Origin of the sequence: Saccharomonospora piscinae (genome assembly GCF_005862235.1) — a bacterium.
GTDB classification, from domain to species: domain Bacteria; phylum Actinomycetota; class Actinomycetes; order Mycobacteriales; family Pseudonocardiaceae; genus Saccharomonospora; species Saccharomonospora piscinae.
Window position 1 is genome coordinate 1,060,835 of the sequence record NZ_VCEK01000003.1, and the last position, 26,092, is coordinate 1,086,926.

The window sequence follows — 26,092 nt, forward strand, 5'->3', positions numbered from 1 at the left end:
CTCCAGTCGAAGGGATCTCGGGTGGCTGACCGCCTTGTAGTCCGTGGCGCCCGTGAGCACAACCTGCGTGGCGTCGACATCGACCTACCCAGGGACAGTCTGATCGTGTTCACCGGCCTGTCCGGGTCGGGAAAGTCGAGCCTCGCGTTCGACACCATCTTCGCCGAGGGGCAGCGCCGCTACGTGGAGTCGCTGTCGGCGTACGCGCGGCAGTTCCTCGGGCAGATGGACAAGCCGGACGTCGACTTCATCGAGGGGCTCTCGCCCGCGGTGTCGATCGACCAGAAGTCCACGTCCCGCAACCCGCGCTCCACGGTCGGCACCATCACCGAGGTCTACGACTACCTGCGCCTGCTCTACGCCCGGGCGGGCAAGGCCCACTGCCCGCAGTGCGGCGAGGCGATCAGCAAGCAGACCCCGCAGCAGATCGTGGACCAGGTGCTCGACCTGGAGCAGGGCACCCGGTTTCAGGTCATCGCTCCGGTGGTGCGGGGGCGCAAGGGCGAGTACGTCGATCTGTTCGCGAACCTGCAACAGCAGGGCTACGCCCGCGTGCGCGTGGACGGCACGGTGCACCCGCTGGCGGAGCCGCCGAAGCTGAAGAAGCAGGAGAAACACGACATCGGCGTGGTCGTCGACCGCCTCACGGTCAAGGCGAGCGCCAAGCAGCGGCTCACCGACTCGGTCGAGACGGCGCTGCGCCTGGCCGACGGGCTGGTCGAGCTGGAGTTCGTGGACGTCGACGAGCACGATCCGCACCGCACCCGCGGGTTCTCGGAGAACCTGGCGTGCCCCAACGGTCACCCGCTGGAGATCGAGGACCTCGAACCGCGCTCGTTCTCGTTCAACTCGCCCTACGGCGCCTGCCCCGAATGCACGGGAATCGGGGTGCGCAAGGAGGTCGATCCCGAGCTGGTGGTGCTGGACGACGAGTTGTCACTGGCCGACGGCGCCATCGCCCCGTGGGCCGGGGGGCAGAGCGCCGAGTACTTCCAGCGGCTGCTGGAATCGCTCGCGACGACGCTCGGCTTCCGGATGGACACGCCGTGGCGCAAGCTGCCCGCCAAGGTGCAGAAAGCCGTCATGCACGGCGTGGACGACCAGGTCCACGTGCGCTACCGCAACCGGTACGGGCGGCAGCGCTCGTACTACGCGAGCTTCGAGGGCGTCATCCCGTTCCTGGAGCGGCGGCACGAGCAGACCGAGTCCGACTGGGCGCGCGAGCGCTACGAGGGCTACATGCGCGAGGTGCCGTGCCCGGCGTGCCAGGGCACCCGCCTCAAGCCCGAGATCCTCGCCGTGACGCTGGAACACGGCGAGCACGGCGAGCGCTCCATCGCGGAGGTCTGCGCGCTGTCCGTGGCGGAGGCGTCGGAGTTCCTCGACGGCCTGACCCTCGGCACCCGCGAGGCCATGATCGCCGGAGCGGTGCTGAAGGAGATCCAGGCCCGCCTGCACTTCCTGCTCGACGTGGGGCTCGACTACCTCTCGCTCGACCGCGCGGCCGGCACGCTCTCGGGCGGTGAGGCACAGCGCATCCGCCTCGCGACCCAGATCGGGTCGGGGCTCGTGGGCGTGCTGTACGTGCTGGACGAGCCGTCCATCGGCCTGCACCAGCGCGACAACCACCGGCTGATCGAGACCCTGACCCGGCTGCGCAGCCTCGGCAACACGCTGATCGTCGTGGAGCACGACGAGGACACCATCAAGTCCAGCGACTGGGTCGTCGACATCGGCCCGGGTGCGGGTGAGCACGGCGGCGAGATCGTCCACAGCGGGTCGTTCGCCAAGTTGCTGCGGAACAAGAAGTCGCTCACGGGCGACTACCTCGCGCGGCGGCGCGAGATCGAGATGCCGGCCGCGCGCAGGCCGGTGGATCGCAAGCGGCAGCTCACCGTGGTGGGGGCGCGGGAGAACAACCTGCGCAACATCGACGTGTCGTTCCCGCTCGGCTGCCTGATCTCGGTCACGGGAGTCTCCGGCTCGGGCAAGTCCACGCTCGTCAACGACATCCTGGCCACCGTGCTGGCCAACAAGTTGAACAACGCACGGCAGGTGCCGGGGCGGCACACGCGCGTGCGGGGGCTCGATCACGTCGACAAGCTCGTGCGCGTCGACCAGTCGCCCATCGGCCGCACGCCGCGGTCGAACCCCGCGACCTACACCGGCGTGTGGGACCACGTCCGCAAGCTGTTCGCCGCCACCACCGAGGCCAAGGTGCGCGGTTACCAGCCGGGCCGGTTCTCCTTCAACGTCAAGGGCGGCCGGTGCGAGGCGTGCGCGGGCGACGGCACCATCAAGATCGAGATGAACTTCCTGCCCGACGTCTATGTGCCGTGCGAGGTGTGCAAGGGCGCGCGCTACAACCGCGAGACGCTGGAGGTCCACTACAAGGGCAAGACGGTCTCCGAGGTGCTGGACATGCCGATCGAGGAGGCCGCCGAGTTCTTCGAGCCGATCAAGGCCATCCACCGGCACCTCCAGACACTGGTGGACGTCGGCCTCGGCTACGTGCGGCTGGGCCAGCCCGCCCCGACCCTGTCCGGTGGCGAGGCGCAGCGCGTCAAGCTCGCCAGCGAGTTGCAGAAGCGCTCGACGGGCCGGACGGTCTACATCCTCGACGAGCCCACCACCGGCCTGCACTTCGAGGACATCCGCAAGCTGCTCGGCGTGATCAACGGGCTGGTCGACAAGGGCAACACCGTGATGGTGATCGAGCACAACCTCGACGTCATCAAGACGTCCGACTGGCTGATCGACCTCGGCCCCGAGGGCGGCTCGGGTGGTGGCATGGTCATCGCGCAGGGCACGCCGGAACAGGTGGCGGCCGAGGACGGCAGCTACACCGGGCAGTTCCTCGCGCCGCTGCTGGAGGGCTAGGGACTCTCAGGGGGACGGGCAGGGTCGTGCGCTCGTCTCACGAGCGGCGGCCTGCGCCACCAGTGAGACGAGCGCGGGAGTGGTTGCCGGTCGTGTCCTAGACCGAAGCGGGTTGCTTCGATTCGGTGTTCTCCCCGTACTCCGCGGCCCGCTCGCCGGCGTGGTCGTCGACGAGCGTGGCCTCGTTGAACGGGTCGGCTCCGGTGATCACCCGGTTCAGTTGCTCGCGGTCCAGTTCCTTGGTCCACGATCCGATGAGGACGGTCGCCACGGCGTTGCCCGCGAAGTTGGTGAGCGCGCGGGCCTCCGACATGAACCGGTCGATGCCGAGGATGAAGCCGACCCCGTCCACCAGTTCGGGCCGGTGGGACTGGAGTCCGCCCGCCAGCGTGGCGATGCCCGCGCCGCTGACGCCAGCGGCGCCCTTCGACGCGATGATCATGAAGACGAGCAGCGAGATCTGCTCACCGATGCCGAGCGGGCTGCCCTGTGCGGTGGCGATGAACAGCGTGGCCATCGTCAGGTAGATGGCGGTGCCGTCCAGGTTGAACGAGTACCCCGTCGGCACGGTGATGCCGACGACGGGCTTGCTGACGCCCAGGTGCTCCATCTTGGCGATGAGCCGGGGCAGCGCCGACTCGGACGACGAGGTCGACACGATCAGCAGGAACTCCCGGCCGAGGTAGCCGAGCAGCCTGAAGATGTTCACCCTGGCGCCGAACCACAACACGGTGCCGAGCACGACGAACACGAACAGCACGCACGTCAGGTAGAAGCCGATCATGATGACGGCGAGGCTGCGCAGGGCTTCCCAGCCGGTCTCGCCCACGACGGCGGCGATCGCGCCGAAGGCGCCCACCGGAGCCACCCACATGATCATGGCGAGCACGCGGAACACCAGCCGCTGGATGTGCTCGATACCGCGCAGGATCGGCGCGCCCGCGCCTCCCATCTTCTGCAGCGCGAAGCCGACGAGCAGTGCCACGAGCAGCGTCTGCAACACCGAGCCCGCCGTGAAGGCCGAGACCATCGTCTCCGGGATGATGCCGAGCAGGAAGTCGACGGTGCCCTCACCGCCCTCGGCCTGCTCCTGGACCTGCGCGGCGGCGTCGGGGTCGAGCTGCATGCCCTCGCCCGGGTGCAGGATGTTGCCGACGACCAGGCCGATGCCCAGCGCGAAGGTCGACATCAGCAGGAAGTAGCCGACCGCCAGCAGGCCGACCTTGCCGACGGACGCGGCCTTCGCCACCGAGCCGATGCCGAGCACGATCGTGCAGAAGATGATCGGGCTGATCATCATCTTGATGAGGCTGACGAATCCCGATCCCAGCGGCTTGAGTTCGGTCGCCGCCTCGGGGGCCGCGAATCCGACGACGACACCGAGCACCACGGCGGCGATCACCGCGAGGTACAGGTAGTGCATACGGTCGCGACGCCTGGGCGCCTGTGCGGCCGTGGGCGACGGTCCAGGCAACGTTGCCTCCTCGGAGTTGTTCCGGCTTGCGAGTCACGACGACTATGGGCACCGCGTCCCCGCCGGTCACCGTTTCGTTCATTACGGTCGCGGACCGCGAGCGGGCGTGTGTTCTCATGTCCCGGTGCGCCGCTTCTCGCGTTCCTCCGTCACCGGCTCGTCGGGTCGGCGGTGGAGTGTCGCCAGGCAACTGCTGGTCATGCAGGTGGCGATGGTGAGTGTGCTGGTGCTCGGCGGTGCGGGTCTGGCCTATGTGGACGCGGCGAACACGGTGCGCGATCAGGCCACCGAGGAGGTCGTGTCGGTGGCGGTGACTCTCGCTGACTCGCCCGATGTGCGCCAGGCGGTGTCCTCGGCGGGCTCGGCGGACCCGAGCGCGGTGCTGCAGCCGTTCGCCGAGCAGGTCAGGGCCGACACGGGCGTCGACTTCATCACCATCATGGACCGCGACCGGACCCGGTTCACCCACCCCGACCCGCGGCGGATCGGCGAGCCGTTCATCGGCACCATCGGCCCTGCCCTGCACGGGCAGCTGTTCACCGAGACCTACACGGGCACTCTCGGACCGTCGGTGCGGGCGGTGGCGCCGGTGTTCACCGACGGCGAGGTGACCGCCATGGTGGCGGCCGGGATCACCGTCGAGGCGATCTCGGGTGAACTCGCCGAGCGGCTGCCCCCGGTGCTCGCGGTGGCGGCGGGCGTGCTGCTGGTGGGCATCGTCGGCAGTGTCGCGGTGAGCGACCGGCTGCGCAGGCAGACCCGGGGCGTGGCGCCGGAGGAACTGAGCCGCATGTTCGACTACTACGAGGCCATCCTGCACTCCGTGCGCGAGGGCCTGCTGCTGGTCGGGCGTGACGGCCGGGTGGTGTTGTGCAACGACGCCGCCGCCGAGCTGCTGGGCCTGTCGGACGACGTGCGGGGACTGCCCGTCGCCGAGCTGGGGCTGGCCGACGACCTGGCACGCACGATGGTGTCCGAGCGGGCGGCCGAGGACGAGCTGCACGTCACCGACACGCGCGTGCTGCTCGTCAACACCGTGCCCGTGCGCTCGCGGGACCGCGCGATGGGCAACGTCGTGACACTGCGGGATCACACCGAGTTGCAGTCGCTCACCGGCGAACTCGACACGGTCCGGGGGTTCGCCGAGTCGCTGCGCGCGCAGGCGCACGAGTCGGCCAACCGGCTGCACGCCGTGGTGTCCCTGGTGGAGCTGGGCCGCACGGAACAGGCGGTGAGCCTGGCCACCGCGGAGCTGCGCGCCGCGCAGGAACTCACCGACCGGGTGCTGGGCGCGGTGGGCGAGCCGGTGCTGGCGGCGCTGCTGCTCGGCAAGTCCAGCGAGGCAGCCGAACGCGGTGTCGAGCTGGTGCTCACCGGAGACACGGCACTGGAGGACACGAGCGCACTTCTCGACTCCCGCGATCTCATCACGGTGCTCGGCAACCTCGTGGACAACGCCGTGGACGCGGCCGTCGACACCGCGGCGGAGCGCACGCCCACGGTGACCGTCACCGTGCGGCGCGACGGCGCGGCCTTGCTCCTGCGGGTCGCCGACAGCGGGCCCGGCGTCGACCCCGCGGTGAGTTCGGACATCTTCCGGCGCGGCTGGTCCACGAAACCGGGCGGCGGCGAGGCGGGGCGCGGCCTCGGGCTGGCCCTCGTGGGGCAGACCGTGCGCAGGCTGGGCGGAACACTCACGACGACCAACGCCGAGGCCGGTGGTGCCGTCTTCACGATCCAGCTGCCCGTGCCCGCTGGGCACGACACTCGTGCCGACGGCGGAGGATCTCGCTGATGATCAGTGTGCTCGTGGTCGAGGACGACCCGGTGGCGGCCGAGGCGCATCGCGCCTACGTCGAGCGCGTGCCGGGTTTCACGGTCGCCGGTGTCGTTCACGCGGGCGGTGAGGCCGTGCGGTTCTGCGAACGTCACCGGGTCGAGCTCGTCCTGCTCGACTTCTACCTGCCGGACTCCCACGGGCTGGCGGTGTGCCAGGCGCTGCGCGCGGGGGGAGCCGCCGTGGACGTGATCGCCGTGACCTCGGCGCGTGACCTGTCCGTGGTCCGGGGTGCCGTGTCGGCGGGGGTGGTGCAGTACCTGCTCAAGCCGTTCACCTTTGCCGCGCTGCGGGACAAACTCGACAGCTACGCCCGGTTCCGGGAGCGGGTCGCCCGACCGGGACAGGCCAGTGGGCAGGCCGACATCGACCGGATGCTCGCCACGCTGCGGTCACCGGAGAAGGGGCCGCTGCCCAAGGGGATGAGCACGGCGACGCTCGACGCGGTCACCTCGGCACTCGCCGCCTCGGCCGACGGGCTGTCGGCCGCGGCCGTGGCGCAGGCCACCGGTGTCGCCAGGGTCACGGCCCGTCGCTATCTTGAGTACCTCGCCGACCATGGCCTTGCCCGCCGCAGCCCGCACTACGGGACGGTGGGCAGGCCCGAGGTTCGGTACGTGCCCGTCGGGCACGCGGAGGCCGGGAACGAGAACGAGGGGAACGGACGGCGATGAGCAAGTCGGCGGTGAGCACGGACGCGGCACCCGCTCCGGTGGCGGCGTACTCGCAGGCGGTCCGCAAGGGCAACATCCTGCAGGTCGCGGGGCAGGTGGGCATCGATCCCGCGACCGGGACCGTGGCCGACGGCGGGGTGGCCGCCCAGACCCGGCAGGTGTTCGCGAACCTGCGCGCCGTGCTCGACGCGGCGGGTGCCACGCTCGACGACGTCGTCATGATGCGCGCCTACCTGACCGACACCGCGCACTTCGCCGAGTTCAACGACGCCTACAACGAGCTCGTCGCCCACGGCGGCGAGGTTCCGCCCGCGCGCACCACGGTCTACGTGGGGCTGCCTGCGGGGCTGCTCGTGGAGATCGACGCCCTGGCCGTGCTCGACTGAACCGAAAGCCGTCAGTGGACCGGCCCGGTGTACTTCTCACCGGGGCCCTGGCCCGGCGGGTCCGGCACGGCGGAAGCCTCCCGGAACGCCCGCTGGAGTGACTGGAGACCGTCCCGCAGTGGTGCCGCGTGCAGGCCGAGATACTCGCTCGAGGCGGTGACCAGCCCGGCGAGCGCGGTGATGAGCCTGCGTGCCTCGTCCAGGTCGCGATGCGGGCTGGTGTCCGGCTCCTCGTCGGCGAGGCCGAGCCGTTCCGCCGCCGCCGACATCAGCATCACGGCCGACCTGCTGATGACCTCCACGCTGGGAATGCTCTGCAGGTCGCGCACGCCGGGGGAATCGTCGGCGGGGTCGGCAGCGTTGAAAGAGTCGTCTCGCACCTCTGGTACGATTCCACGTGCGACCAGCCTCCGAGAAATCGGGGGCCGCAAGTGGAGCCCCGCTCCCACCCGAGTCGCCGTCCGAGGCGGCCGGGTCCGGTCACGCGACGCGAGGGCGGTTTCGCCGCCCGGCGTGAGCGACAGTATCCGGTCCGTCCGGATGCCGATCGGATCGAGGGCCCCGCACACGGTACGAGTGTCGGGGCCCGTGGTATGTGGGCACCAGGTCGAGACAGCAGAACACGGCATTGGACCAAGGAGGCCCCATCAGCTCCGATACGCGCATCAACGAGCGCATCCGCGTCCCCGAGGTTCGCCTCGTGGGACCGAACGGTGAGCAGGTCGGCATCGTCCGTATCGAGGACGCGCTGCGGCTCGCCCAGGAGGCGGACCTCGACCTCGTCGAGGTGGCCCCGCAGGCACGCCCGCCGGTGGCGAAGCTCATGGACTACGGGAAGTTCAAGTACGAGAGTGCGCAGAAGGCCCGTGAGTCCCGCCGGAACCAGCAGCTCACCGTCATCAAGGAACAGAAGCTGCGTCCCAAGATCGACCCGCACGACTACGAGACGAAGAAGGGCCACGTGTCCCGCTTCCTCGAGGCGGGCAACAAGGTCAAGGTGACGATCATGTTCCGCGGTCGTGAGCAGTCGAGGCCGGAGCTCGGGTTCCGACTGCTGCAGCGGCTCGCTGACGACGTGGCCGAGCTGGGTTTCATCGAGTCGAAGCCGAAGCAGGACGGCCGCAACATGATCATGGTGCTGGCGCCGCACAAGAACGCCAAGGCGAAGTCGAAGGCGACGAAGGACGCGGGCGAGGGGTCGTGACGGTCCGCCGCCCGCACCCCGGGCGGTAGCCGGGCGTCACGGTCGAAACCCGTATCGCCACCACGCAGCAGCACACCGGTCCTCGGTGTGCTGTCGTCTGAAAGAGGGAAGTATGCCGAAGAACAAGACCCACAGCGGGATGTCGAAGCGCGTCCGCGTGACGGGCAGCGGCAGGATCCGGCGCCAGCAGGCGGGCCGCAGGCACCTGATGGAGAAGAAGTCGAGCCGGGTGACCCGCAGGCTCGAGGGCACAGCCGACGTCGCGGCCCCGGACCTGAACCGCGTCAAGCGCCTGCTCGGCCGCTGAGCACAGCCAGCTTCTCCGCAACTCACCGGGGCGCCCTGGACGCGCCCCCCGACACGACAGGATGGACCCGTGGCACGCGTCAAGCGGGCGGTCAACGCCCAGAAGAAGCGCCGCGCGACTCTCGAACTGGCCAGCGGCTACCGCGGTCAGCGTTCGCGCCTCTACCGCAAGGCGAAGGAGCAGAACCTCCACTCGCTGAACTACGCCTACCGGGACCGCCGTGCCCGCAAGGGCGACTTCCGCCAGCTGTGGATCACCCGGATCAACGCGGCGGCGCGCCAGAACGGGCTGACCTACAACCGCTTCATCCAGGGCATCAAGGCCGCGGGTGTCGAGGTCGACCGCAAGATCCTCGCCGAGCTGGCCGTGAACGACGCCGCGGCGTTCACCTCGCTGGCCGACGTCGCGAAGCAGAACCTGCCGTCCGACGTGAAGAAGTCGGCCTGAGCACCCAGCACTCCCGACCCGGGGATGCCCTGTTCACACACAGGACACCCCGGGTCGTTGCCGCGCGCCGCCTGACGCGGCGTACGCAGCGCGAGGAAACGGGCCGGTTCCTGGCCGAGGGTGCGCAGGCCGTCCGTGAGGCGTTGCGGTACGGCCGGGTACACGAGGTGTTCGCGACCGAGGCCGCGACCGGTCGGCACGCCGAACTCGTGGCCGAGGCGCCCGTGCTCTCGCCGATCACCGTCCGTGCGGCGGAACTGCTGTCGGAGACCGTGTCTCCGCAGGGCATCGTGGCGGTGTGTGACACGGTCACGGTGTCCCTGACCGACGCGCTCGCCGGGCGGCCCCGGCTGGTGGCAGTGCTCGCCGGCATCGCCGATCCCGGCAACGCCGGTACGGTGCTGCGCGTCGCCGACGCCGCGGGTGCCGACGCCGTGGTGTTCGCGGGCACGAGCGTGGACGTGCACAACGGCAAGTGCGTACGCGCCTCGACGGGAAGCCTGTTCCACCTTCCGGTCGCGGTCGAACCGGATGTCGGCACCGCGCTCGGAGCGTGCCGGGAGGCGGGGCTCACGACGATCGCCGCCGACGGCCGTGCCGAGGCCGATCTGACCACGGCCGAGGGGCTCGACCGGCCGACCGCGTGGCTGTTCGGCAACGAGGCCCACGGCCTCGACGACGCGGTGCTGGCGCGTGCCGACCGCGCGGTCCGGGTCCCGCTGTACGGCAGGGCGGAAAGTCTCAACCTGGCCACGGCGGCCGCCGTGTGCCTCTACACCAGTGCGGTGCGGCACCACTCCTGACGGAGGGTGACCGAGGGGCGGCGGCGGTACTCACCTAGAATTCGCTGCGAGTACCGCTGACGTGCGCTCACGCTCGCGTACAGCCCATGTCACCGTGGAGCGGACGTTCGAGGAGCTATGTCCGAAGCCTTGGAGAATCCGGCCGACAGGGTCGAGCCCGAGAAGTTGACCGCGGCCGTCGAGGCGGCCGAACAGGAGTTCGCGTCCGTTGCGGATCTCGACGCCCTCGCGGCGGTGAAGCCCGCTCACTTCGGCGACCACGCGCCGCTGTCACTGGCCCGTCGCGCGATCGGGTCGCTGTCCAAGGAACAGAAGGCCGAAGCCGGCAAGCGGGTCAACGAGGCGCGCACCCGGGTGCAGGCGGCGTTCGACGAGCGCAAGGCGGTGTTGCAGGCCGAGCGGGACGAGCACGTGCTGCGTGCGGAGGCCGTCGACGTGACACTGCCGTGGGACCGGGTTCCCCGGGGCGCGCGGCATCCGATCACCACGATCGCCGAACGGGTCGCCGACGTGTTCGTCGGCATGGGGTACGAGATCGCCGAGGGTCCCGAACTCGAGGCGGAGTGGTTCAACTTCGACGCCCTCAACTTCGGCAAGGATCACCCGGCGCGGCGGATGGCCGACACGTTCCACGCGGCACCCGAGGGTTCCAACCTCGTGCTGCGCACCCACACGTCGCCCGTGCAGGCGAGGGCGCTGCTGCACCGGGACCTGCCCGTCTACATCGTGTGCCCCGGCCGGACGTTCCGCACCGACGAGCTGGACTCCACCCACACGCCCGTGTTCCACCAGGTCGAGGGGCTGGCCGTGGACCAGGGCCTGACGATGGCCCACCTGCGCGGCACGCTCGACGCCTTCGCGAAGGCCATGTTCGGCGCGGACTCGGGCACGCGGTTCCGGCCGCACTTCTTCCCGTTCACCGAGCCCTCGGCCGAGGTCGACGTGTGGTTCCCGGAGAAGAAGGGCGGCCCGGGCTGGGTCGAGTGGGGCGGATGCGGCATGGTCAACCCGAACGTGCTCCGGGCGTGCGGAGTCGATCCCGACGTGTACTCGGGTTTCGCGTTCGGCATGGGCCTCGAACGGACGCTGATGTTCCGCAACGGCATCCCCGACATGCGCGACATGGTGGAGGGGGATGTGCGGTTCACGCGCCCCTTCGGAACGGAGGCATGAATGGCGAAGGATGGTCTGCGTCGTCATGTGTGCCGACCGGGTGCGGGTGTCCCGCAGGTAACGGAGGCGCGGATGGCGAAGGATGGTCTGCGTCGTCATGTGTGCCGACCGGGTGCGGGTGTCCCGCAGGAAACGGAGGCGTGAATGAGGATTCCCGTCAGTTGGCTGAGAGAGCACCTGGACCTCGGTGAGGAGGTCAGCACCGACGACATCGCCGACGCCTTCGTGAATCTGGGTATCGAGGTCGAGGGTGTCGACCGGGTGGGCGAGATCGAAGGCCCGCTCGTGATCGGGCGCGTCGTCGAGATCGAGGAACTCACCGACTTCAAGAAGCCCATCCGGTACTGCCGGGTCGACGTGGGCGGCGTCGAGGAGGCGGGCGAGGACGAGGAGATCGATCCGACCCGGCCGCCCACGAACGGCATCATCTGCGGCGCCACCAACTTCGCCGAGGGCGATCTGGTGGTCGTCGCACTGCCGTCGGCGGTGTTGCCGGGCGGGTTCGCGATCTCGGCCCGCAAGACCTACGGGCGGGAAAGCGAGGGCATGATCTGCTCGGTGCGCGAGCTGGGGGTCGGCGACGATCACGCCGGCATCCTGGTGCTGCCCTCGGGCACGGCGAGTCCCGGTGACGACGCGCGCGAGGTACTCGACCTCGTTGACGAGGTGCTGGAGCTGACCCCGACGCCCGATCTCGGACACGCGTTGTCGGTCCGGGGACTGGCCCGGGAACTGGCGTGTGCGTTCGACGTGCCGTACGGCGATCCCGCCCACGTCGACGTGCCCGAGGGTGAGGGGGACGTGTGGCCGGTGCGGATCGAGGATCCGCAGGGCTGCCGCCGGTTCGTGCTGCGCAGGGTCACCGGAGTGGACGCGGGAGCGCCCACTCCCTGGTGGATCCAGCGGCGCTTGCTGCTGGCCGGAATGCGGCCGATCTCGCTCGCGGTGGACGTCACCAACTACGTGATGCTGGAGCTCGGCCACCCGCTGCACGCGTTCGACACCGGAGCGGTGAAGGGCGATCTGGTGGTCCGGCGGGCGAAGCCGGGCGAGACGCTGACCACACTGGACGACCTCGAGCGGACGCTGGACCCCGAGGACGTGGTGATCGCCGACGACAGCGGTGTCATCTCCCTGGCCGGCACGATGGGCGGCGCGAGTACGGAGATCCGCACCGACAGCACCGACGTGCTGCTGGAGGCGGCGCACTGGGATCCGGCCGCGGTCAGCCGGACCGCGCGCAGGCACGCCCTGTTCTCCGAGGCGGCGCGGCGGTTCGAGCGGTTCACCGACCCGGAGTTGTGTGCGGCGTCCGTCGAGGTCGCGGCCCGCCTGTTGCGGCAGTACGGCGACGGCAGCATCCGGCCGGGACGGACGGACGAGGGGCACGTCGAGCCCCCCGAGGCCATCACGATGCCGATCAGCCTGCCCGACCAGGTGGCCGGCGTGCGGTTCGATCGTGGCGTCACGGTGCGCAGGCTGACCCAGATCGGATGCCGGGTACAGGTCGGCACCGGTGACGACGGAACGGCTGTGGTCACCGCCGTGCCGCCGAGCTGGCGTGGCGACCTCGTGCAGCCTGCCGACCTCGTCGAGGAGGTGCTGCGGCTGGAGGGCTACGACCTGATTCCGTCGGAGCTGCCCGCGGCACCGGCGGGGCGCGGTCTGACCGCCGCGCAGCGGCGCAGGCGTGCGGTGTCGCGTGCCCTCGCCGAAGCCGGGTACGTGGAGGTGCTGCCGTTCCCGTTCGTCGCGGACTCGGTCTGGGACGATCTCGGACTGCCCGAGGACGATCCGCGCCGCCGGACGGTCACCGTGCTCAATCCGCTGGAGTCGGAGAAGAACCGGCTGACGACATCGCTGCTGCCGGGCCTGCTCGACACCGTGCAGCGCAACCTTTCCCGCGGTTTCCGCGACGTCGCGCTCTACCACGTCGGCCAGGTCGTGCTGCCGGGTCAGCACCAGGTCGCGGCCCCCGATCCCGGGGTGGCCGGGCGTCCGTCCGACGCCGACCTCGCCGCGCTCGAACAGGCGGTGCCGGAGCAGCCGCTGCACGTGGCCGTGGTGCTCACCGGGGAACGCCGCCGTTCCGGCTGGTGGGGACGCGGGGAGCAGGCCACCTGGGCGGATGCGGTTCAGGCCGCGCGCCTGGTGGCCGAGGTCGCCGCCGCGGACGTGGAGGTCGAGTCGGCCGAGGTGATGCCGTGGCATCCGGGCCGTTGCGCGCGGTTCTCGGTCGACGGCACGACCGTCGGGTACGCGGGCGAGCTGCACCCCAAGGTCGTCGAGCGCTGGGGCCTGCCGAAGCGGACCGTGGCGATGGAGCTGGATCTCGACGCGCTGCCGGTGGTGGAACACCGGCCCGCGCCGTCGATCTCGGCGTTCCCGCCGGTGCTGCTCGACGTCGCCCTGGTCGTGGACGCCGATGTGCCGTCGGCCGAGCTGGCCGCGATCCTGCGCGAGGGCGCGGGCGAGCTCGTCGAGGACGTGTCGCTGTTCGACCTCTACACCGGCGAGCAGGTCGGCGAGGGCAAGCGGTCGCTGGCCTACTCGCTGCGCTTCCGCGCGCCTGACCGCACGCTGACCGTGGAGGAGGCGACGAAGGCGCGCGACGCCGCCGTCGCCGCCGCGGGCGAGCGTGTCGGCGCGGTACTGCGTGGCTGACTAGTCGGTGCGGTGCGGTCGTCCGGGTGGGTGGCCGCACCGCATCAGCTCAGGTGCCGCAGTGCTTCCCTGCGTGACAGCGGTGCCAGTTCGGGGTGCTCGGACACGTAGTTCCGTACCCACGCGGGGTTCGAACGCGAGTACTGCCGCAGTGCCCAACCGACGGCCTTGCGAAGGAAGAAGTCGGGATCTCCCGCGGTGGCGTCCAGGCACTCGGCGAGCAGCGCGGTGTCGGTACGGGGTCCCGATGCGTTCTGGCTCAGCACCGCCGCGCGGCGTCGCCACAGGTCGTGCCCGTGTGCCCAGCGTCGTACAACCGGGGCCACAGTGCCGGGGTCGCCGCGCAGGATCGGGCCGAGGCGGTTGATCGCGATCTCGTCGACGAAGTCCCACCAGGCGCCCGTCACGACGAGATGTTCGTAGAGGGGCAGTGCCTCGGCGGTCTGCCAGCGCGCGTGTGCGCGGTGACCCGTGATGTCGATCGCGAGCGAGCGTTCCTCCCGGTAGGCGGCGTGGTCCCACAGCGTCAGCACGGCCCGGCGCCAGCTCGCGCGATCCGGCAACGGATGGTCGGCGACGACGCGCCGCGCCAGCTGTCTGCGCTGCGGTGTGGGCACACCCCGAAACGGCAGCTCCGACTTCATGTACTCCCGCATTCGCGGTGCTCGCTGCGGGTCGGCGAGCTGGGCCAGACCGTCGCGCGCGGCGTGGACCAGGGTGTCCGGGCCTGGTGGGCTGATCCCGCTGTTCGACACGAGCGTCACCTGTTCCGGGAACTGTGTGGGACGAGGTGACTCGATACTATCGAACACCTGAGCGAACGGCAGGGTTTCGGGGGCGGGTTTGAGTGATATTGCGGGGGGATGCATAATCATGCGTATGACGGTGAAGGTAGCGGTGGCCGGCGCGACCGGCTACGCGGGCGGCGAGCTGCTGCGGATCCTGCTCGCGCATCCACACGTCGAGGTCGGTGCGCTCACGGCCGCGAGCAGCGCGGGTACCGTGCTGGGGCAGCATCAGCCACACCTCGGCCCGTTGGCCGACCGCCTCGTCCAGGACACCACGGCGGACACGCTGGCAGGTCACGACGTGGTGTTTCTCGCGTTGCCGCACGGCCATTCCGGTGCCATCGCCGCGGAACTGGGCGAGGGCACCGTGGTGATCGACCTCGGGGCCGACCACCGCCTCACGGCTTCGGCCGACTGGCAGCGCTGGTACGGCGGAGAGCACGCGGGTACCTGGCCCTACGGGCTGCCCGAGTTGCCGGGGCAGCGCGAGCAGCTCACCCGCGCCAACCGCGTGGCCGTCCCCGGCTGCTTTCCCACGGGCGCTTCGCTCGCGCTCGGCCCCGCCCTGGCCGCCGGGTTCGTCGAACCGGACGTCGCCGTCGTCGCCGTGACCGGAACGTCGGGTGCGGGCAAGAGCCTCAAGCCGCACCTGCTCGGTGCCGAGGTGATGGGGTCGGCCAGCGCGTACGGCGTCGGTGGTGCGCACCGGCACACCCCGGAGTTCGTGCAGAACCTCAGTGTGATCGCGGGTGAGCGGGTGGCGGTGTCCTTCACCCCGGTGCTGGCACCGATGCCGCGCGGCATTCTCACGACGGCGAGCGCGCCGCTGGTGGGGGACACCGGCGTCGACACCATCCGGGCCGCCTACGAGAAGGCCTACGCCGACGAGCCGTTCGTCACGCTTCTGCCCGAAGGGGCATGGCCCACCACGGGTGCCACGGTGGGCTCCAACCGGGTGTTGCTCCAGGTGGCGATCGACGACGACGCCCGGCGCCTCGTCGTGGTCGCCGCGCTCGACAACCTCACCAAGGGCACGGCGGGCGCGGCCGTGCAGTCGATGAACCTCGCTCTCGGGCTGCCGGAGACGGTCGGCCTGCCGCTGACGGGAGTCGCACCATGACGGTCACCACACCACGCGGGTTCCGGGCGGGCGGCGTCGCGGCCGGGCTCAAGTCCAGCGGCCGGCCCGACGTCGCACTCGTCGTCAACGACGGGCCGTCGGACGTCGCCGCCGCCGTGTTCACCGCCAACCGCTGCAAGGCCAATCCCGTGCTGTGGAGTGAGCAGGTCATGGCAGATCGCCGTGCCAGGGCGGTCGTGCTCAACTCCGGCGGCGCCAACTGCTACACCGGGCCGCAGGGTTTCCAGACCACACACGCGTCGGCGGAGCTGGTCGCCGGGAAGCTGGGCATCGGGGCCGTCGACGTGGTCGTGTGTTCGACCGGGCTGATCGGCGAGCAGCTCGACCGGGCGGCGCTCACCTCCGGTATCGACGCGGTGACGGAGCGGCTCTCCGGCAGCGGTGGCGAGGCGGCGGCCGAGGCCATCATGACCACGGACACCCGCAGCAAGCAGGTGGTGCGGCAGGGCTCCGGCTTCGCGATCGGTGGCATGGCCAAGGGCGCGGGCATGCTCGCGCCCGCGCTCGCCACCATGCTCGTCGTCATCACCACCGATGCCGAGATCGACGCCGACACCGCCGAGGGGGCATTGCGCGCCGCGACCCGCGCCACGTTCGACCGGCTGGACTCCGACGGATGTATGTCCACCAACGACACCGTGCTGCTGATGGCCAGCGGTGCCTCGGGAACGTCTCCCGAGGCGGGGGAGTTCACGGCGCTGCTCACCGAGGTGTGTCACGACCTCGCACAGCAGCTGCTCGGTGACGCCGAGGGCGCCGAGCACGACATCACGATCGAGGTGCGGAACGCGGCCACGGAGGACGACGCGCTCGCCGTCGGCAGGGCGGTCGCCCGGAGCAACCTGTTCAAGACCGCGGTGTACGGAAAGGACCCGAACTGGGGACGCATCCTCGCCGCGGCGGGGACCACCGAGGCGGCGTTCGATCCCGGTGCGCTCGACGTGGCCTTCAACGGAGTGTGGATCTGCCGCGACGGGGCTCCGGGGGACAGCCGCGACAAGGTGGATCTGTCGGCCCGCGCGGTCGAGGTCACCGTGGACCTGAAGGCGGGCACCGAGTCCGCGACGATCTGGACCAACGACCTCACGGTCGCCTACGTACACGAGAACTCGGCGTACTCGACATGACCGGTAATCCCTCGCTCGTCCCGGCCGACGACCGGCTGGCCACCGCCGCCGAGAAGGCGGGCGTCCTCGTCGAGGCGCTGCCCTGGTTGCAGCGGTTCCACGGCGCCACGGTCGTCGTGAAGTACGGCGGCAACGCCATGGTCGACGACACCCTGAAACGGGCCTTCGCTCAGGACATGGTGTTTCTCCGGCTGGCGGGCCTGCGACCCGTGGTCGTGCACGGCGGCGGCCCGCAGATCACGGCGATGCTCGACCGGGTGGGCATCCCCGGCGAGTTCAGGGGCGGCCTGCGCGTCACGACCCCCGAGACGATGGACATCGTCCGGATGGTGCTCGTCGGTCAGGTCAGCCGGGAACTGGTGGGACTCGTCAACGCGCACGGGCCGTACGCGGTCGGTATCTCCGGTGAGGACGCGCGCCTGTTCACGGCCGAACGCAAGCGGGCGACCGTCGACGGCGAGGCGGTGGACATCGGTCTCGTCGGCGAGGTGGCCGACGTCAATCCCGACGCCGTCCTCGACATCGTGAACGCGGGGCGCATCCCGGTGGTCTCCACGGTCGCGCCCGATGTGGACGGTGTCGTCCACAACGTCAACGCCGACACGGCGGCGGGAGCGCTGGCCGCCGCGCTCGGAGCCGAGAAGCTGGTCGTGCTCACCGACGTGGAGGGGTTGTACGCGGACTGGCCCGACCGTTCGTCGCTGGTGGACCGGATCGACGCCGACGCGCTCGACCGGCTGCTGCCCGGTCTCGCCAGCGGCATGATCCCGAAGATGGAGGCGTGCCTGCGTGCCGTCCGGGGCGGTGTGCGCCGCGCCCACGTGATCGACGGAAGGCTGGCTCACTCGGTGCTGCTGGAGGTGTTCACCTCTCGCGGGGTCGGAACCATGGTGCTGCCGGGGAAGGACGATGACGATGTCGAATGAGGACGCGCGGACGCGGTGGCAGGCCGCGATGATGAACAACTATGGCGTCCCGCAGCTGAGTCTCGTGCGCGGCGAGGGCGCCACCGTGTGGGACGCCGACGGGCGCCGCTACCTCGACCTGACGACCGGCATCGCGGTCAACGCACTCGGCCACGCTCACCCCGCGGTGGTCTCGGCGGTGACCCGGCAGATCGCCACGATCGGCCACACGTCGAACCTGTACATCAACGAGCCGGCGCTGGCTCTCGCGGAACGCCTGCTCGACCTCGCCGGTGCCGGTGACGGCTCGGTGCTGTTCTGCAACTCCGGCGCCGAGGCGCTGGAGACGGCGTTCAAGCTGGCGCGCCGCACCGGTCGCGGCAGGGTCGTGGCCACCGAGGGCGGCTTCCACGGCCGGACCATGGGCGCGTTGTCGCTGACCGGGCAGGAGGCCAAGCGCACCCCGTTCGAGCCGCTGGTCCCGGGCGTGGCTCACGTTCCCTACGGGGACGTGGCCGCGCTGGAGGAGGCTGTCGACGGGGACACCGCCGCGTTCGTCGTGGAACCGATCCAGGGTGAGGGCGGCGTGGTCGTTCCCGACGACGGCTACCTCAGGGCGGCCAGGGAGATCACCACCCGCCACGGAGCCCTGCTTGTGGTGGACGAGGTCCAGACCGGTGTCGGCCGGACGGGCCGTTGGTTCGGCTACCAGCACGAGGACGTCAGGCCGGACGTGGTCACCCTGGCGAAGGGACTGGGTGGTGGCCTGCCCCTCGGGGCGTGCCTCGCGTTCGGCGACGCCGCGAACCTGCTCGAACCCGGACAACACGGCACCACGTTCGGCGGCAATCCGGTGTGCTGCGCGGCGGGACTCGCCGTGCTCGACACCATCGCCTCGAACGGTCTGCTGGAGCACACGGCCTCGCTCGGCAAGGAGATCGCGGCGGGCGTCGAGCGCCTCGATCACCCCGTGGTGCGGAGCGTGCGTGGCGCCGGTCTCCTGCTCGGCATCGCGCTGGCTGAGCCGAGCGCCCGTGCGGTCGCCGCCGCGGCACAGCACGCCGGGTTCCTCGTCAACCCGGTGCAACCGGACGTGGTCCGGCTGGCTCCGCCGCTGATCGTGAGCCGGGACCAGGCCGAGACGTTCCTCGCCGCGCTCCCGGGCGCGCTCGACACCGTGATCCAGAAGGACGACTGACATGCCCCGCCACTTCCTCCGCGACGACGATCTCACCCCGGCCGAGCAGGCCGCGGTGCTCGACCTCGCGGCCGAACTCAAGCAACACCCCTACGGCGACGCGCTGGCCGGGCCGAAATCGGTCGCGGTGATCTTCGAGAAGAACTCGACCCGGACCCGCTTCTCGTTCGAGGTCGGTATCACCCAGCTCGGCGGCCATGCCGTCGTCGTGGACGGCCGGAGCATGCAGCTGGGTCGTGAGGAGACTCTCGGCGACACCGCACGGGTGCTGTCGCGGTACACCGATCTCGTGGTGTGGCGCACGTCGGGGCAGGTCCGCATCGACGAGTTCGCGGCCGCGTCGGCGGTGCCGGTCGTCAACGCGCTCACCGACGAGTTCCATCCCTGCCAGATCCTCACCGACCTGTTCACCGTGCGGGAGCGCAAGGGCGCACTCGCCGGTCTGACGCTCACCTACCTCGGCGACGGCGCCAACAACATGGCGCACTCGCTGCTGCTCGGTGGGGTCACGGCCGGGATGCACGTGCGGATCGCCGCCCCCGAGGGGTTCCATCCCCTGCCGTGGGTGCTGGACGCCGTCGCCAAGCGCGCGGCCGAGACCGGCGGTAGTGCCTCGGTGTTCACCGACCCGCACGCGGCCGTCGACGGCGCCGACGTGGTCACCACCGATGCCTGGACCTCGATGGGGCAGGAGGACGACGGCAGAGACCGGGTGCGGCCGTTCCTGCCGTACCAGGTCAACGGCGAGCTGCTCGCCAGAACCGGAACGGACACCATCGTGCTCCACGACCTTCCCGCGCACCGGGGCATGGAGATCACGGACGAGGTGATCGACGGGCCTGCCAGTGCGGTGTGGGACGAGGCCGAGAACCGGTTGCACGCCCAGAAGGCGTTGCTGGTGTGGTTGTCGCGGCAGGAGCGACGATGACGGCACAGCACCACCGGGCTCCCGTCGGCGGGGGGATGAACCGGGCGCGGCGGCACGCACGGATCACGGAGCTGGTCGCCGGCATGGCGATTCGCAGCCAGACCGAGCTGGCCCGGCTGCTCGCCGACGACGGCATCGAGGTCACCCAGGCGACGCTGTCCCGGGACCTGGACGAGCTGGGTGCGGTGAAACTCAGGGGCGCGGACTCGGGCGCCGCGGTCTACGTGATTCCCGAGGACGGCAGTCCCGTACGCGGTGTGCAGGGTGGCACGGCGCGGCTGTCGAGGTTGCTCGCCGAGTTCATGGTCTCGGCGGACGCCTCGGGCAACCTGATGGTGCTGAGGACCCCTCCCGGCGCGGCGCAGTTCCTGGCCAGCGCCATCGACAGGGCGGCACTGGAGGAGGTCGTCGGCTCGATCGCCGGCGACGACACGATCGCGGTGATCGCCAGAGAACCGCTGACGGGCTCGGAACTGGCCGAGCGGTTCAGCGTACTGGCGCAGCGGTCGTCCATTGCGGACATGAACGTGAGTGAGGAGAAGGACAATGACTGAGCGGGTGGTGCTCGCGTACTCGGGCGGGCTCGACACCTCCGTGGCGATCGGCTGGATCGCCGAGGAGACCGACGCGGAGGTCGTGGCCGTGGCCGTCGATCTCGGCCAAGGCGGCGAGGACCTGGACATCGTCCGGCAGCGCGCGCTCGACTGCGGAGCGGTGGAGGCGGTCGTCGCCGACGCTCGTGAGGAGTACGCCGACGAGTACTGCCTTCCCGCGCTGCAGGCCAACGCGCTCTACATGGACCGCTACCCGCTGGTGTCCGCGCTGTCCCGCCCGCTGATCGTGAAGCACCTCGCCGAAGCGGCGAAGTACCACGGCGCCACCACCGTCGCGCACGGCTGCACGGGCAAGGGCAACGACCAGGTGCGGTTCGAGGTCGGTATCGGTGCGCTCGCGCCCGACCTCAAGGTGATCGCGCCGGTCCGCGACTACGCGTGGACGCGGGAGAAGGCCATCGCCTACGCCGAGGAGCGCAACCTGCCCATCGACGTCACCAAGAAGTCGCCGTTCTCCATCGACCAGAACGTGTGGGGCCGGGCGGTCGAGACCGGCATCCTCGAGGACCTGTGGAACGAGCCGCCCAAGGAGGTCTACGCGTACACGCAGGACCCGACGGTGCACTTCCAGGCGCCCGACGAGGTGGTCATCGGCTTCGACAAGGGCGTGCCCGTCGCCATCGACGGCAAGCCGGTCACCGTGTTGCAGGCCGTCGAGGAGATGAACCGCCGTGCCGGTGCGCACGGCATCGGCAGGCTCGACATGGTCGAGGACCGGCTCGTGGGCATCAAGAGCCGGGAGGTCTACGAGGCACCGGGTGCCATCGCGCTGATCACCGCGCACCAGGAACTGGAGAACGTCACCGTCGAGCGTGACCTCGCGCGGTTCAAGCGGCAGGTCGAGCAGCGGTGGGGCGAGCTGGTCTACGACGGCCTGTGGTTCTCGCCGCTCAAGGACGCGCTCGACGGCTTCGTCTCGAAGGCACAGGAGCACGTCACCGGCGAGATCCGCATGATCCTGCACGGCGGCACCGCCACCGTCACCGGGCGGCGCAGCGCCGAGTCGCTGTACGACTTCAACCTCGCCACCTACGACGAGGGCGACACGTTCGACCAGTCGCTGGCCAAGGGCTTCGTGCAGCTGTGGGGCCTGCCCAGCAAGATCGCCGCGAAGCGGCAGCAGAGCAAGAGCAACTGAGACCGCACTGACACCGCCGCGAGGCACGGGAGGACGACACGATGAAGCTGTGGGGCGGCCGGTTCGCCGGCGGACCGGCCGAGGCGATGGCGGCGCTGTCCGCCTCGACCCACTTCGACTGGCGGCTGGCGCCCTACGACATCGCGGGCTCCCGGGCCCACGCCCGGGTGCTCCGCCGGGCGGGCCTGCTCGACGACGGTGAGCTCGACGCGATGCTCGCCGCGCTCGACCGCCTGGCGAAGGACGTCGAGTCGGGGCAGTTCACCCCGACCGTCGCCGACGAGGACGTCCACACCGCGCTGGAGCGTGGCCTCCTGGAACGCGCGGGGGACGAGCTGGGCGGCAAGCTCCGCGCGGGCCGCTCACGCAACGACCAGGTGGCCACGCTGTTCCGCATGTGGCTGCGGGACGCGGCACGGCGGATCGCCTCCGGCACGCTCGACGTCGTCGACGCGCTCGTCGACCAGGCCGAACGGCATCCGGAGGCGGTACTGCCGGGCCGTACCCACCTGCAGCACGCGCAGCCGGTGTTGTTGGCACACCACCTTCTGGCTCACGCCCAGGCCCTGCTGCGTGATCTCGGCAGGCTCACCGACTGGGACGCCCGGACGGCGGAGTCACCGTACGGATCGGGCGCCCTCGCGGGTTCGTCGCTCGGGCTCGATCCGGACGCGGTCGCCCACGAACTGGGCTTCGTCTCGTCGGTGGACAACTCCATCGACGGCACGGCCTCCCGCGACTTCGCCGCCGAGTTCGGGTTCGCGCTCGCGATGCTGGGCGTCAACCTCTCCCGGCTGGCGGAGGAGGTCATCATCTGGAACACCGCCGAGTTCTCGTACGTCACGCTCGACGACGCGTGGGCCACCGGTAGTTCGATCATGCCGCAGAAGAAGAACCCCGACGTGGCCGAGCTGACCCGGGGCAAGGCGGGACGGCTGGTCGGCAACCTCACCGGCCTGCTCGCCACACTCAAGGCGCAGCCGCTGGCCTACAACCGCGACCTGCAGGAGGACAAGGAGCCGGTCTTCGACTCCGTCGAGCAGCTGGAACTCCTGCTGCCCGCCATCGCGGGAATGGTCGGCACACTCACCTTCCACACCGGCAGGCTGGCAGAGCTCGCCCCGGCCGGGTTCACGCTCGCCACCGACGTGGCCGAGTGGCTCGTGCGCCAGGGGGTGCCGTTCCGCGCGGCGCACGAGGCGGCGGGCGAGTGCGTGCGCGTGGCCGAGACGCGCGGTGCCGGGCTCGACGAGCTCACCGACGACGAGCTGGCCGCAGTGCATCCCGCGTTGTCCCCGGCCGTGCGCGAGGTGCTCACGATCGAAGGGTCGGTGTCCTCGCGCGACGCGCGCGGAGGCACGGCCCCGCAGCGCGTCGCGGAGCAGCGGGATCGGCTCGTGTCGAGGCTCGCCGCGGTGCGGGAGTGGGCAGAGCGGCCCCCGTCGGCGCCACCGTTAGGCTGATCCCGCAGGGGCAGGCGAGGGGAGCGCTGTGACGGACGAGGTCGCCACGGGCCGGGTACTCCGGCGCGACCAGCTCGCGATCGATCCCGTCGAGCTGGCGCTGAGCCTGCTCGGCACCGAGCTGGAGTCACGCAGCGAACAGGGCACGGTGCGGGTCCGGCTCGTCGAGGTGGAGGCGTATCGCGGGCTGGACGACCCGGCCTCGCACTGCTATCGCGGTCGCACGCCCCGCAACGAGGTGATGTGGGGCCCGGCCGGGCATCTGTACGTGTACTTCGTGTACGGCATGCACTTCTGCGCCAACGTCGTGGGTCTGCGTGACGGCGAGCCCGGTGCGGTGCTGCTGCGTGCGGGCGAGGTGCTGGAGGGCCGGGACCTCGCCCGCACCCGCCGCCCCACGGCGAGAGGCGGCGGACTGGTCGCGAAGGGGCCTGCGGTGCTGACGTCCGTGCTGGGCCTCGAACGCGCCCACAACGGACTCGACCTCACCGATCCCGGATCGCCGATCCGGTTGCTCAGCGGCGAGCCGGTGCCTCCGGAGTGCCTCCGCTCGGGACCCCGGGTCGGTGTCGCCGCCGCCAAGGAGGTGCCGTGGCGGTTCTGGGTCGACGGCTCGCCCGCGGTCAGTGCCTACCGCCGTAACGGCCGTGCCCGCCCCCGGTCCTGACGTCGCGGGGCCGGCCGGTCAGCCGCGAGCGGTCTTCTCGCCGTGCCAGGCCCGGTACTCCGCGGCCAGCCACGGACCCAGGTCCTCGATGAGAACGCGCAGCGTGTCGTCATGGGCCGTGGAATGGACGCCGGTGGCAGCGGCAAGGCGCAACTGGCCCGCTCGCGCGGGGTAGTACCGTCCGGTGATCGCTGCGGCCTCGTCGAGGTCGCTGGTCCAGCCACCCCACCGTGGCATCACGAGGGTGAACCCGGTGCGGACGAGCCGGCGGCCGACACTGCGTGCCAGTGCCTCGCGATCGGTGTCCGGCCGCGCCAATCGTGCCTGCCACTGGGGCAGCAGGCGCGCGAGGTCGCCGTTGGTCTCCCTGGCGAGCAGCGAGGTGGGCCGATACTGCGGCAGGTGCTCGGCGAGGTCGTCGCCGAGCAACGGCGTACACAGGCAGGCGACGAAGAACCCACCGTCGTGGCGTTCGCGCTCGCTGAGCAGCTCGGCCGCCTCGGCCAGGTTGAGCGCCGCCCCGTCGATCTGGGCGAACTCACGGTCGAGCACCGTCGCGACGTGGTCCGCGTCGGCCCGGTCGGCGGCGTCGGGAGCGTGCCGGAGCGCGAGCAGGACGTCGAGGTCGGAGTGACCGGGCACGGCGGTGCCGCGCGGCACGCTGCCGTACAGGTAGGCGCTGTGCAGCCGCGTGGCCCCGAAGACGCTCACGATCAGCTCGCGTGCCGCGTCGACGACGGCCCTGAACGCGGGCGAGACGCGGTCGAGCGCCCCTTCCCTGTCGATCGTGCCGTCCTCGCGGAGCCCGCGCGGGGTGGTGGGGTCCATGGCACCACTCTGCCGGTCCCCGGCGCGCCGGGCGGGGCGGGGCGGAGAGAATGGGGACGTGAGCGAGCACATTCTTGACGAGCTGTCCTGGCGAGGGTTGATCGCGCAGTCCACCGACCTCGAGTCGATGCGGCGTGAGCTGGACGCGGGCCCGCTCGCCGTCTATGCGGGATTCGATCCGACGGCGCCGAGCCTGCATGCGGGACACCTGGTGCCGCTGCTGAATCTGCGCCGGTTCCAGAACGCCGGGCACCGTCCGGTTCTGCTGGCCGGTGGCGGCACCGGACTCATCGGGGATCCGCGTGATGTCGGCGAGCGCACGCTCAACACCGAGGAGCAGGTGAGGGAGTGGGCAGGCCGGTTGCGCGGCCAGCTCGCGCGGTTCGTCGACTTCGATCACCCGGATGTCCCCCCGATCGAGGTGAACAACCTCGACTGGCTCGGCTCCATGACGGTGCCCGAGTTCCTGCGGGACGTGGGTAAGCACTTCTCGGTGAACACGATGCTGGCCCGCGAGACGGTGAAGCGGCGGCTCGAGGGGGAGGGCATCTCCTACACCGAGTTCAGCTACATGCTGTTGCAGGCCACCGACTACCGCGAGTTGTTCGAGCGGTACGGAGTCCGCGTCCAGCTCGGTGGCTCCGATCAGTGGGGCAACATCGTGGCCGGGGTCGACCTCGTGCGACGGGTACACGGTGAGCACGTACACGCGCTCACTACTCCGTTGATCACCGATTCGGAGGGCCGCAAGCTCGGGAAGTCCACCGGTGGCGGCAGCGTGTGGCTGGACCCGGACATGACGTCGCCGTACGCCTGGTACCAGTACTTCGTGAACCTGCCGGACGCCGACGTGGTGCGCTGCCTGAAACTGCTGACCTTCCTGGACGCCGACGAGATCGGTGAACTGGAGGCCGCCACCGTCGATCGGCCCTCGGCGCGGGCGGCGCAGCGCCGTCTCGCCCAGGAGATGACCGATCTCGTCCACGGGCCCGAGCAGACACGGCAGGTCACGGCGGCCAGCCAGGCGCTCTTCGGACGGGGCGAGCTGCGCGAACTCGACGGCGCCACGCTCGACGCGGCCATGGCGGAAGTCCCCACCGGCGAGGTCAAGCTCGCCGACCAGCCGACCGTCGTGGACCTTCTGGTTGCCGGGGGAGTGGTGGACAGCAAAGGTGCCGCTCGGAGGACGGTCAAGGAGGGCGGCGCTTACGTGAACAACACCAAGATCACCGACGAGAGCTGGACCCCGGGCAGCGCCGAGGCACTGCACGGCCGCTGGCTCGTGGTGCGCCGGGGCAAGCGGACGCTGGCCGGCGTGCGTGTGCGGAACTGAGGCGGGGCTCCTCCCCTGACCTGCGGTAACGCAGTTAAGGGACCCCCCTGTTTGTGGGGTTGGTGGGGGTGTGTAATCTTCTTTTCGTCGCCGGGGAGACCGGGCCGGGCCGG

Annotated in this window: 24 protein-coding genes; 20 read left to right on the forward strand and 4 right to left on the reverse strand. The window is 70.7% G+C overall.

Annotated elements, in window-relative coordinates; genetic code table 11:
• Window positions 1-21: 21 nt before the first annotated feature.
• Entirely contained in the window at window positions 22-2,880 is a 2,859-nt protein-coding gene (uvrA, locus tag FFT09_RS16155) for an excinuclease ABC subunit UvrA (protein WP_138383161.1), read from the forward strand.
• 97 nt (window positions 2,881-2,977) lie between these two features.
• Here uvrA and FFT09_RS16160 read toward each other — a convergent pair whose 3' ends face one another.
• Window positions 2,978-4,303, reverse strand: coding sequence for a cation:dicarboxylate symporter family transporter (locus FFT09_RS16160; RefSeq protein WP_138383247.1), 1,326 nt, complete (start codon window positions 4,301-4,303; stop codon window positions 2,978-2,980).
• Between the two features lie 175 nt (window positions 4,304-4,478).
• Between FFT09_RS16160 and FFT09_RS16165 the strand changes: the two genes are divergently transcribed.
• The 3 genes from FFT09_RS16165 to FFT09_RS16175 are packed head-to-tail and all read left to right on the forward strand — an operon-like array spanning window position 4,479 to window position 7,251.
• On the forward strand, window positions 4,479-6,149 hold the full coding sequence (locus tag FFT09_RS16165; protein WP_138383162.1) for an ATP-binding protein: 1,671 nt from the start codon (window positions 4,479-4,481) through the stop codon (window positions 6,147-6,149).
• Entirely contained in the window at window positions 6,149-6,865 is a 717-nt protein-coding gene (locus tag FFT09_RS16170; RefSeq protein ID WP_138383163.1) for a response regulator, read from the forward strand. The genes FFT09_RS16165 and FFT09_RS16170 overlap by 1 nt, the downstream gene beginning before the upstream one ends.
• Complete coding sequence (locus FFT09_RS16175; protein ID WP_138383164.1) at window positions 6,862-7,251, forward strand: RidA family protein; 390 nt, start codon at window positions 6,862-6,864, stop codon at window positions 7,249-7,251. The genes FFT09_RS16170 and FFT09_RS16175 overlap by 4 nt, the downstream gene beginning before the upstream one ends.
• A gap of 11 nt (window positions 7,252-7,262) precedes the next feature.
• Here FFT09_RS16175 and FFT09_RS16180 read toward each other — a convergent pair whose 3' ends face one another.
• Window positions 7,263-7,631 (reverse strand): DUF1844 domain-containing protein, encoded by a 369-nt coding sequence (locus FFT09_RS16180; protein WP_024877854.1) that lies wholly within the window; start codon window positions 7,629-7,631, stop codon window positions 7,263-7,265.
• A gap of 248 nt (window positions 7,632-7,879) precedes the next feature.
• Here FFT09_RS16180 and infC point away from each other — a divergent pair, with 248 nt between their 5' ends.
• The 6 genes from infC (at window position 7,880) to pheT (ending at window position 13,849) form a co-directional block, all read left to right on the forward strand.
• Window positions 7,880-8,455, forward strand: coding sequence for a translation initiation factor IF-3 (infC, locus tag FFT09_RS16185; protein WP_024877853.1), 576 nt, complete (start codon window positions 7,880-7,882; stop codon window positions 8,453-8,455).
• A 112-nt stretch (window positions 8,456-8,567) separates the two neighbouring features.
• A complete protein-coding gene (rpmI, locus tag FFT09_RS16190) occupies window positions 8,568-8,762 on the forward strand; it encodes a 50S ribosomal protein L35 (RefSeq protein ID WP_024877852.1) in 195 nt (64 codons plus the stop codon).
• Window positions 8,763-8,831: 69 nt separating this feature from the next.
• Complete coding sequence (gene rplT / locus FFT09_RS16195) at window positions 8,832-9,209, forward strand: 50S ribosomal protein L20 (RefSeq protein WP_081191061.1); 378 nt, start codon at window positions 8,832-8,834, stop codon at window positions 9,207-9,209.
• Window positions 9,206-10,012 carry a TrmH family RNA methyltransferase gene (locus tag FFT09_RS16200; protein ID WP_081192152.1) on the forward strand — a complete coding sequence of 269 codons (807 nt, stop codon included), beginning with the start codon at window positions 9,206-9,208 and terminating at the stop codon, window positions 10,010-10,012. Before rplT ends, FFT09_RS16200 begins: the two co-directional genes overlap by 4 nt.
• Window positions 10,013-10,129: 117 nt before the next feature.
• Entirely contained in the window at window positions 10,130-11,185 is a 1,056-nt protein-coding gene (gene pheS / locus FFT09_RS16205) for a phenylalanine--tRNA ligase subunit alpha (RefSeq protein WP_081191060.1), read from the forward strand.
• 144 nt (window positions 11,186-11,329) lie between these two features.
• On the forward strand, window positions 11,330-13,849 hold the full coding sequence (pheT, locus tag FFT09_RS16210) for a phenylalanine--tRNA ligase subunit beta (RefSeq protein WP_138383166.1): 2,520 nt from the start codon (window positions 11,330-11,332) through the stop codon (window positions 13,847-13,849).
• Window positions 13,850-13,893: 44 nt separating this feature from the next.
• Here the strand turns inward: pheT and FFT09_RS16215 are convergent, their stop codons facing one another.
• Window positions 13,894-14,604: a DNA alkylation repair protein gene (locus tag FFT09_RS16215; RefSeq protein ID WP_244231383.1), complete on the reverse strand. Its 711-nt coding sequence runs from the start codon at window positions 14,602-14,604 to the stop codon at window positions 13,894-13,896.
• 124 nt (window positions 14,605-14,728) lie between these two features.
• Here FFT09_RS16215 and argC point away from each other — a divergent pair, with 124 nt between their 5' ends.
• The 9 genes from argC to FFT09_RS16260 are packed head-to-tail and all read left to right on the forward strand — an operon-like array spanning window position 14,729 to window position 23,818.
• On the forward strand, window positions 14,729-15,757 hold the full coding sequence (argC, locus tag FFT09_RS16220) for an N-acetyl-gamma-glutamyl-phosphate reductase (protein ID WP_138383167.1): 1,029 nt from the start codon (window positions 14,729-14,731) through the stop codon (window positions 15,755-15,757).
• Window positions 15,754-16,905, forward strand: coding sequence for a bifunctional glutamate N-acetyltransferase/amino-acid acetyltransferase ArgJ (gene argJ / locus FFT09_RS16225; protein WP_138383168.1), 1,152 nt, complete (start codon window positions 15,754-15,756; stop codon window positions 16,903-16,905). Before argC ends, argJ begins: the two co-directional genes overlap by 4 nt.
• On the forward strand, window positions 16,902-17,831 hold the full coding sequence (gene argB / locus FFT09_RS16230; protein ID WP_138383169.1) for an acetylglutamate kinase: 930 nt from the start codon (window positions 16,902-16,904) through the stop codon (window positions 17,829-17,831). Before argJ ends, argB begins: the two co-directional genes overlap by 4 nt.
• Window positions 17,821-19,008 carry an acetylornithine transaminase gene (locus tag FFT09_RS16235; RefSeq protein ID WP_081191055.1) on the forward strand — a complete coding sequence of 396 codons (1,188 nt, stop codon included), beginning with the start codon at window positions 17,821-17,823 and terminating at the stop codon, window positions 19,006-19,008. Before argB ends, FFT09_RS16235 begins: the two co-directional genes overlap by 11 nt.
• 1 nt (window position 19,009) lies before the next feature.
• The gene (gene argF, locus FFT09_RS16240; RefSeq protein WP_024877842.1) at window positions 19,010-19,936 is read left to right on the forward strand and encodes an ornithine carbamoyltransferase; all 927 of its coding nucleotides are present in this window, start codon (window positions 19,010-19,012) and stop codon (window positions 19,934-19,936) included.
• Window positions 19,933-20,490: an arginine repressor gene (locus FFT09_RS16245; RefSeq protein WP_037336268.1), complete on the forward strand. Its 558-nt coding sequence runs from the start codon at window positions 19,933-19,935 to the stop codon at window positions 20,488-20,490. The genes argF and FFT09_RS16245 overlap by 4 nt, the downstream gene beginning before the upstream one ends.
• The gene (locus FFT09_RS16250) at window positions 20,483-21,688 is read left to right on the forward strand and encodes an argininosuccinate synthase (RefSeq protein WP_138383170.1); all 1,206 of its coding nucleotides are present in this window, start codon (window positions 20,483-20,485) and stop codon (window positions 21,686-21,688) included. The genes FFT09_RS16245 and FFT09_RS16250 overlap by 8 nt, the downstream gene beginning before the upstream one ends.
• 41 nt (window positions 21,689-21,729) lie before the next feature.
• Window positions 21,730-23,151: an argininosuccinate lyase gene (gene argH / locus FFT09_RS16255; protein WP_138383171.1), complete on the forward strand. Its 1,422-nt coding sequence runs from the start codon at window positions 21,730-21,732 to the stop codon at window positions 23,149-23,151.
• 28 nt (window positions 23,152-23,179) lie between these two features.
• Window positions 23,180-23,818: a DNA-3-methyladenine glycosylase gene (locus FFT09_RS16260; RefSeq protein WP_024877838.1), complete on the forward strand. Its 639-nt coding sequence runs from the start codon at window positions 23,180-23,182 to the stop codon at window positions 23,816-23,818.
• Window positions 23,819-23,836: 18 nt separating this feature from the next.
• Here FFT09_RS16260 and FFT09_RS16265 read toward each other — a convergent pair whose 3' ends face one another.
• Window positions 23,837-24,646, reverse strand: a complete 810-nt coding sequence (locus tag FFT09_RS16265; RefSeq protein WP_138383172.1) for a nucleotidyltransferase domain-containing protein — start codon at window positions 24,644-24,646, stop codon at window positions 23,837-23,839.
• A gap of 58 nt (window positions 24,647-24,704) precedes the next feature.
• On the opposite strand from FFT09_RS16265, the gene tyrS reads away from it, so the two are divergent.
• Entirely contained in the window at window positions 24,705-25,979 is a 1,275-nt protein-coding gene (gene tyrS / locus FFT09_RS16270; protein WP_081191052.1) for a tyrosine--tRNA ligase, read from the forward strand.
• Window positions 25,980-26,092: the final 113 nt, after the last annotated feature.

Excerpts from the sequence above, each read along its gene's own strand:
- FFT09_RS16160 (WP_138383247.1), bottom strand. The coding sequence starts at position 4,303 with ATGCACTACCTGTACCTCGCGGTGATCGCCGCCGTGGTGCTCGGTGTC.
- FFT09_RS16170 (WP_138383163.1), top strand. The coding sequence starts at position 6,149 with ATGATCAGTGTGCTCGTGGTCGAGGACGACCCGGTGGCGGCCGAGGCG.
- FFT09_RS16175 (WP_138383164.1), top strand. The coding sequence starts at position 6,862 with ATGAGCAAGTCGGCGGTGAGCACGGACGCGGCACCCGCTCCGGTGGCG.
- rpmI (WP_024877852.1), top strand. The coding sequence starts at position 8,568 with ATGCCGAAGAACAAGACCCACAGCGGGATGTCGAAGCGCGTCCGCGTG.
- pheS (WP_081191060.1), top strand. The coding sequence starts at position 10,130 with ATGTCCGAAGCCTTGGAGAATCCGGCCGACAGGGTCGAGCCCGAGAAG.
- pheT (WP_138383166.1), top strand. The coding sequence starts at position 11,330 with ATGAGGATTCCCGTCAGTTGGCTGAGAGAGCACCTGGACCTCGGTGAG.
- argC (WP_138383167.1), top strand. The coding sequence starts at position 14,729 with ATGACGGTGAAGGTAGCGGTGGCCGGCGCGACCGGCTACGCGGGCGGC.
- argJ (WP_138383168.1), top strand. The coding sequence starts at position 15,754 with ATGACGGTCACCACACCACGCGGGTTCCGGGCGGGCGGCGTCGCGGCC.
- argB (WP_138383169.1), top strand. The coding sequence starts at position 16,902 with ATGACCGGTAATCCCTCGCTCGTCCCGGCCGACGACCGGCTGGCCACC.
- FFT09_RS16235 (WP_081191055.1), top strand. The coding sequence starts at position 17,821 with ATGTCGAATGAGGACGCGCGGACGCGGTGGCAGGCCGCGATGATGAAC.
- argF (WP_024877842.1), top strand. The coding sequence starts at position 19,010 with ATGCCCCGCCACTTCCTCCGCGACGACGATCTCACCCCGGCCGAGCAG.
- FFT09_RS16245 (WP_037336268.1), top strand. The coding sequence starts at position 19,933 with ATGACGGCACAGCACCACCGGGCTCCCGTCGGCGGGGGGATGAACCGG.
- FFT09_RS16250 (WP_138383170.1), top strand. The coding sequence starts at position 20,483 with ATGACTGAGCGGGTGGTGCTCGCGTACTCGGGCGGGCTCGACACCTCC.
- argH (WP_138383171.1), top strand. The coding sequence starts at position 21,730 with ATGAAGCTGTGGGGCGGCCGGTTCGCCGGCGGACCGGCCGAGGCGATG.
- FFT09_RS16265 (WP_138383172.1), bottom strand. The coding sequence starts at position 24,646 with ATGGACCCCACCACCCCGCGCGGGCTCCGCGAGGACGGCACGATCGAC.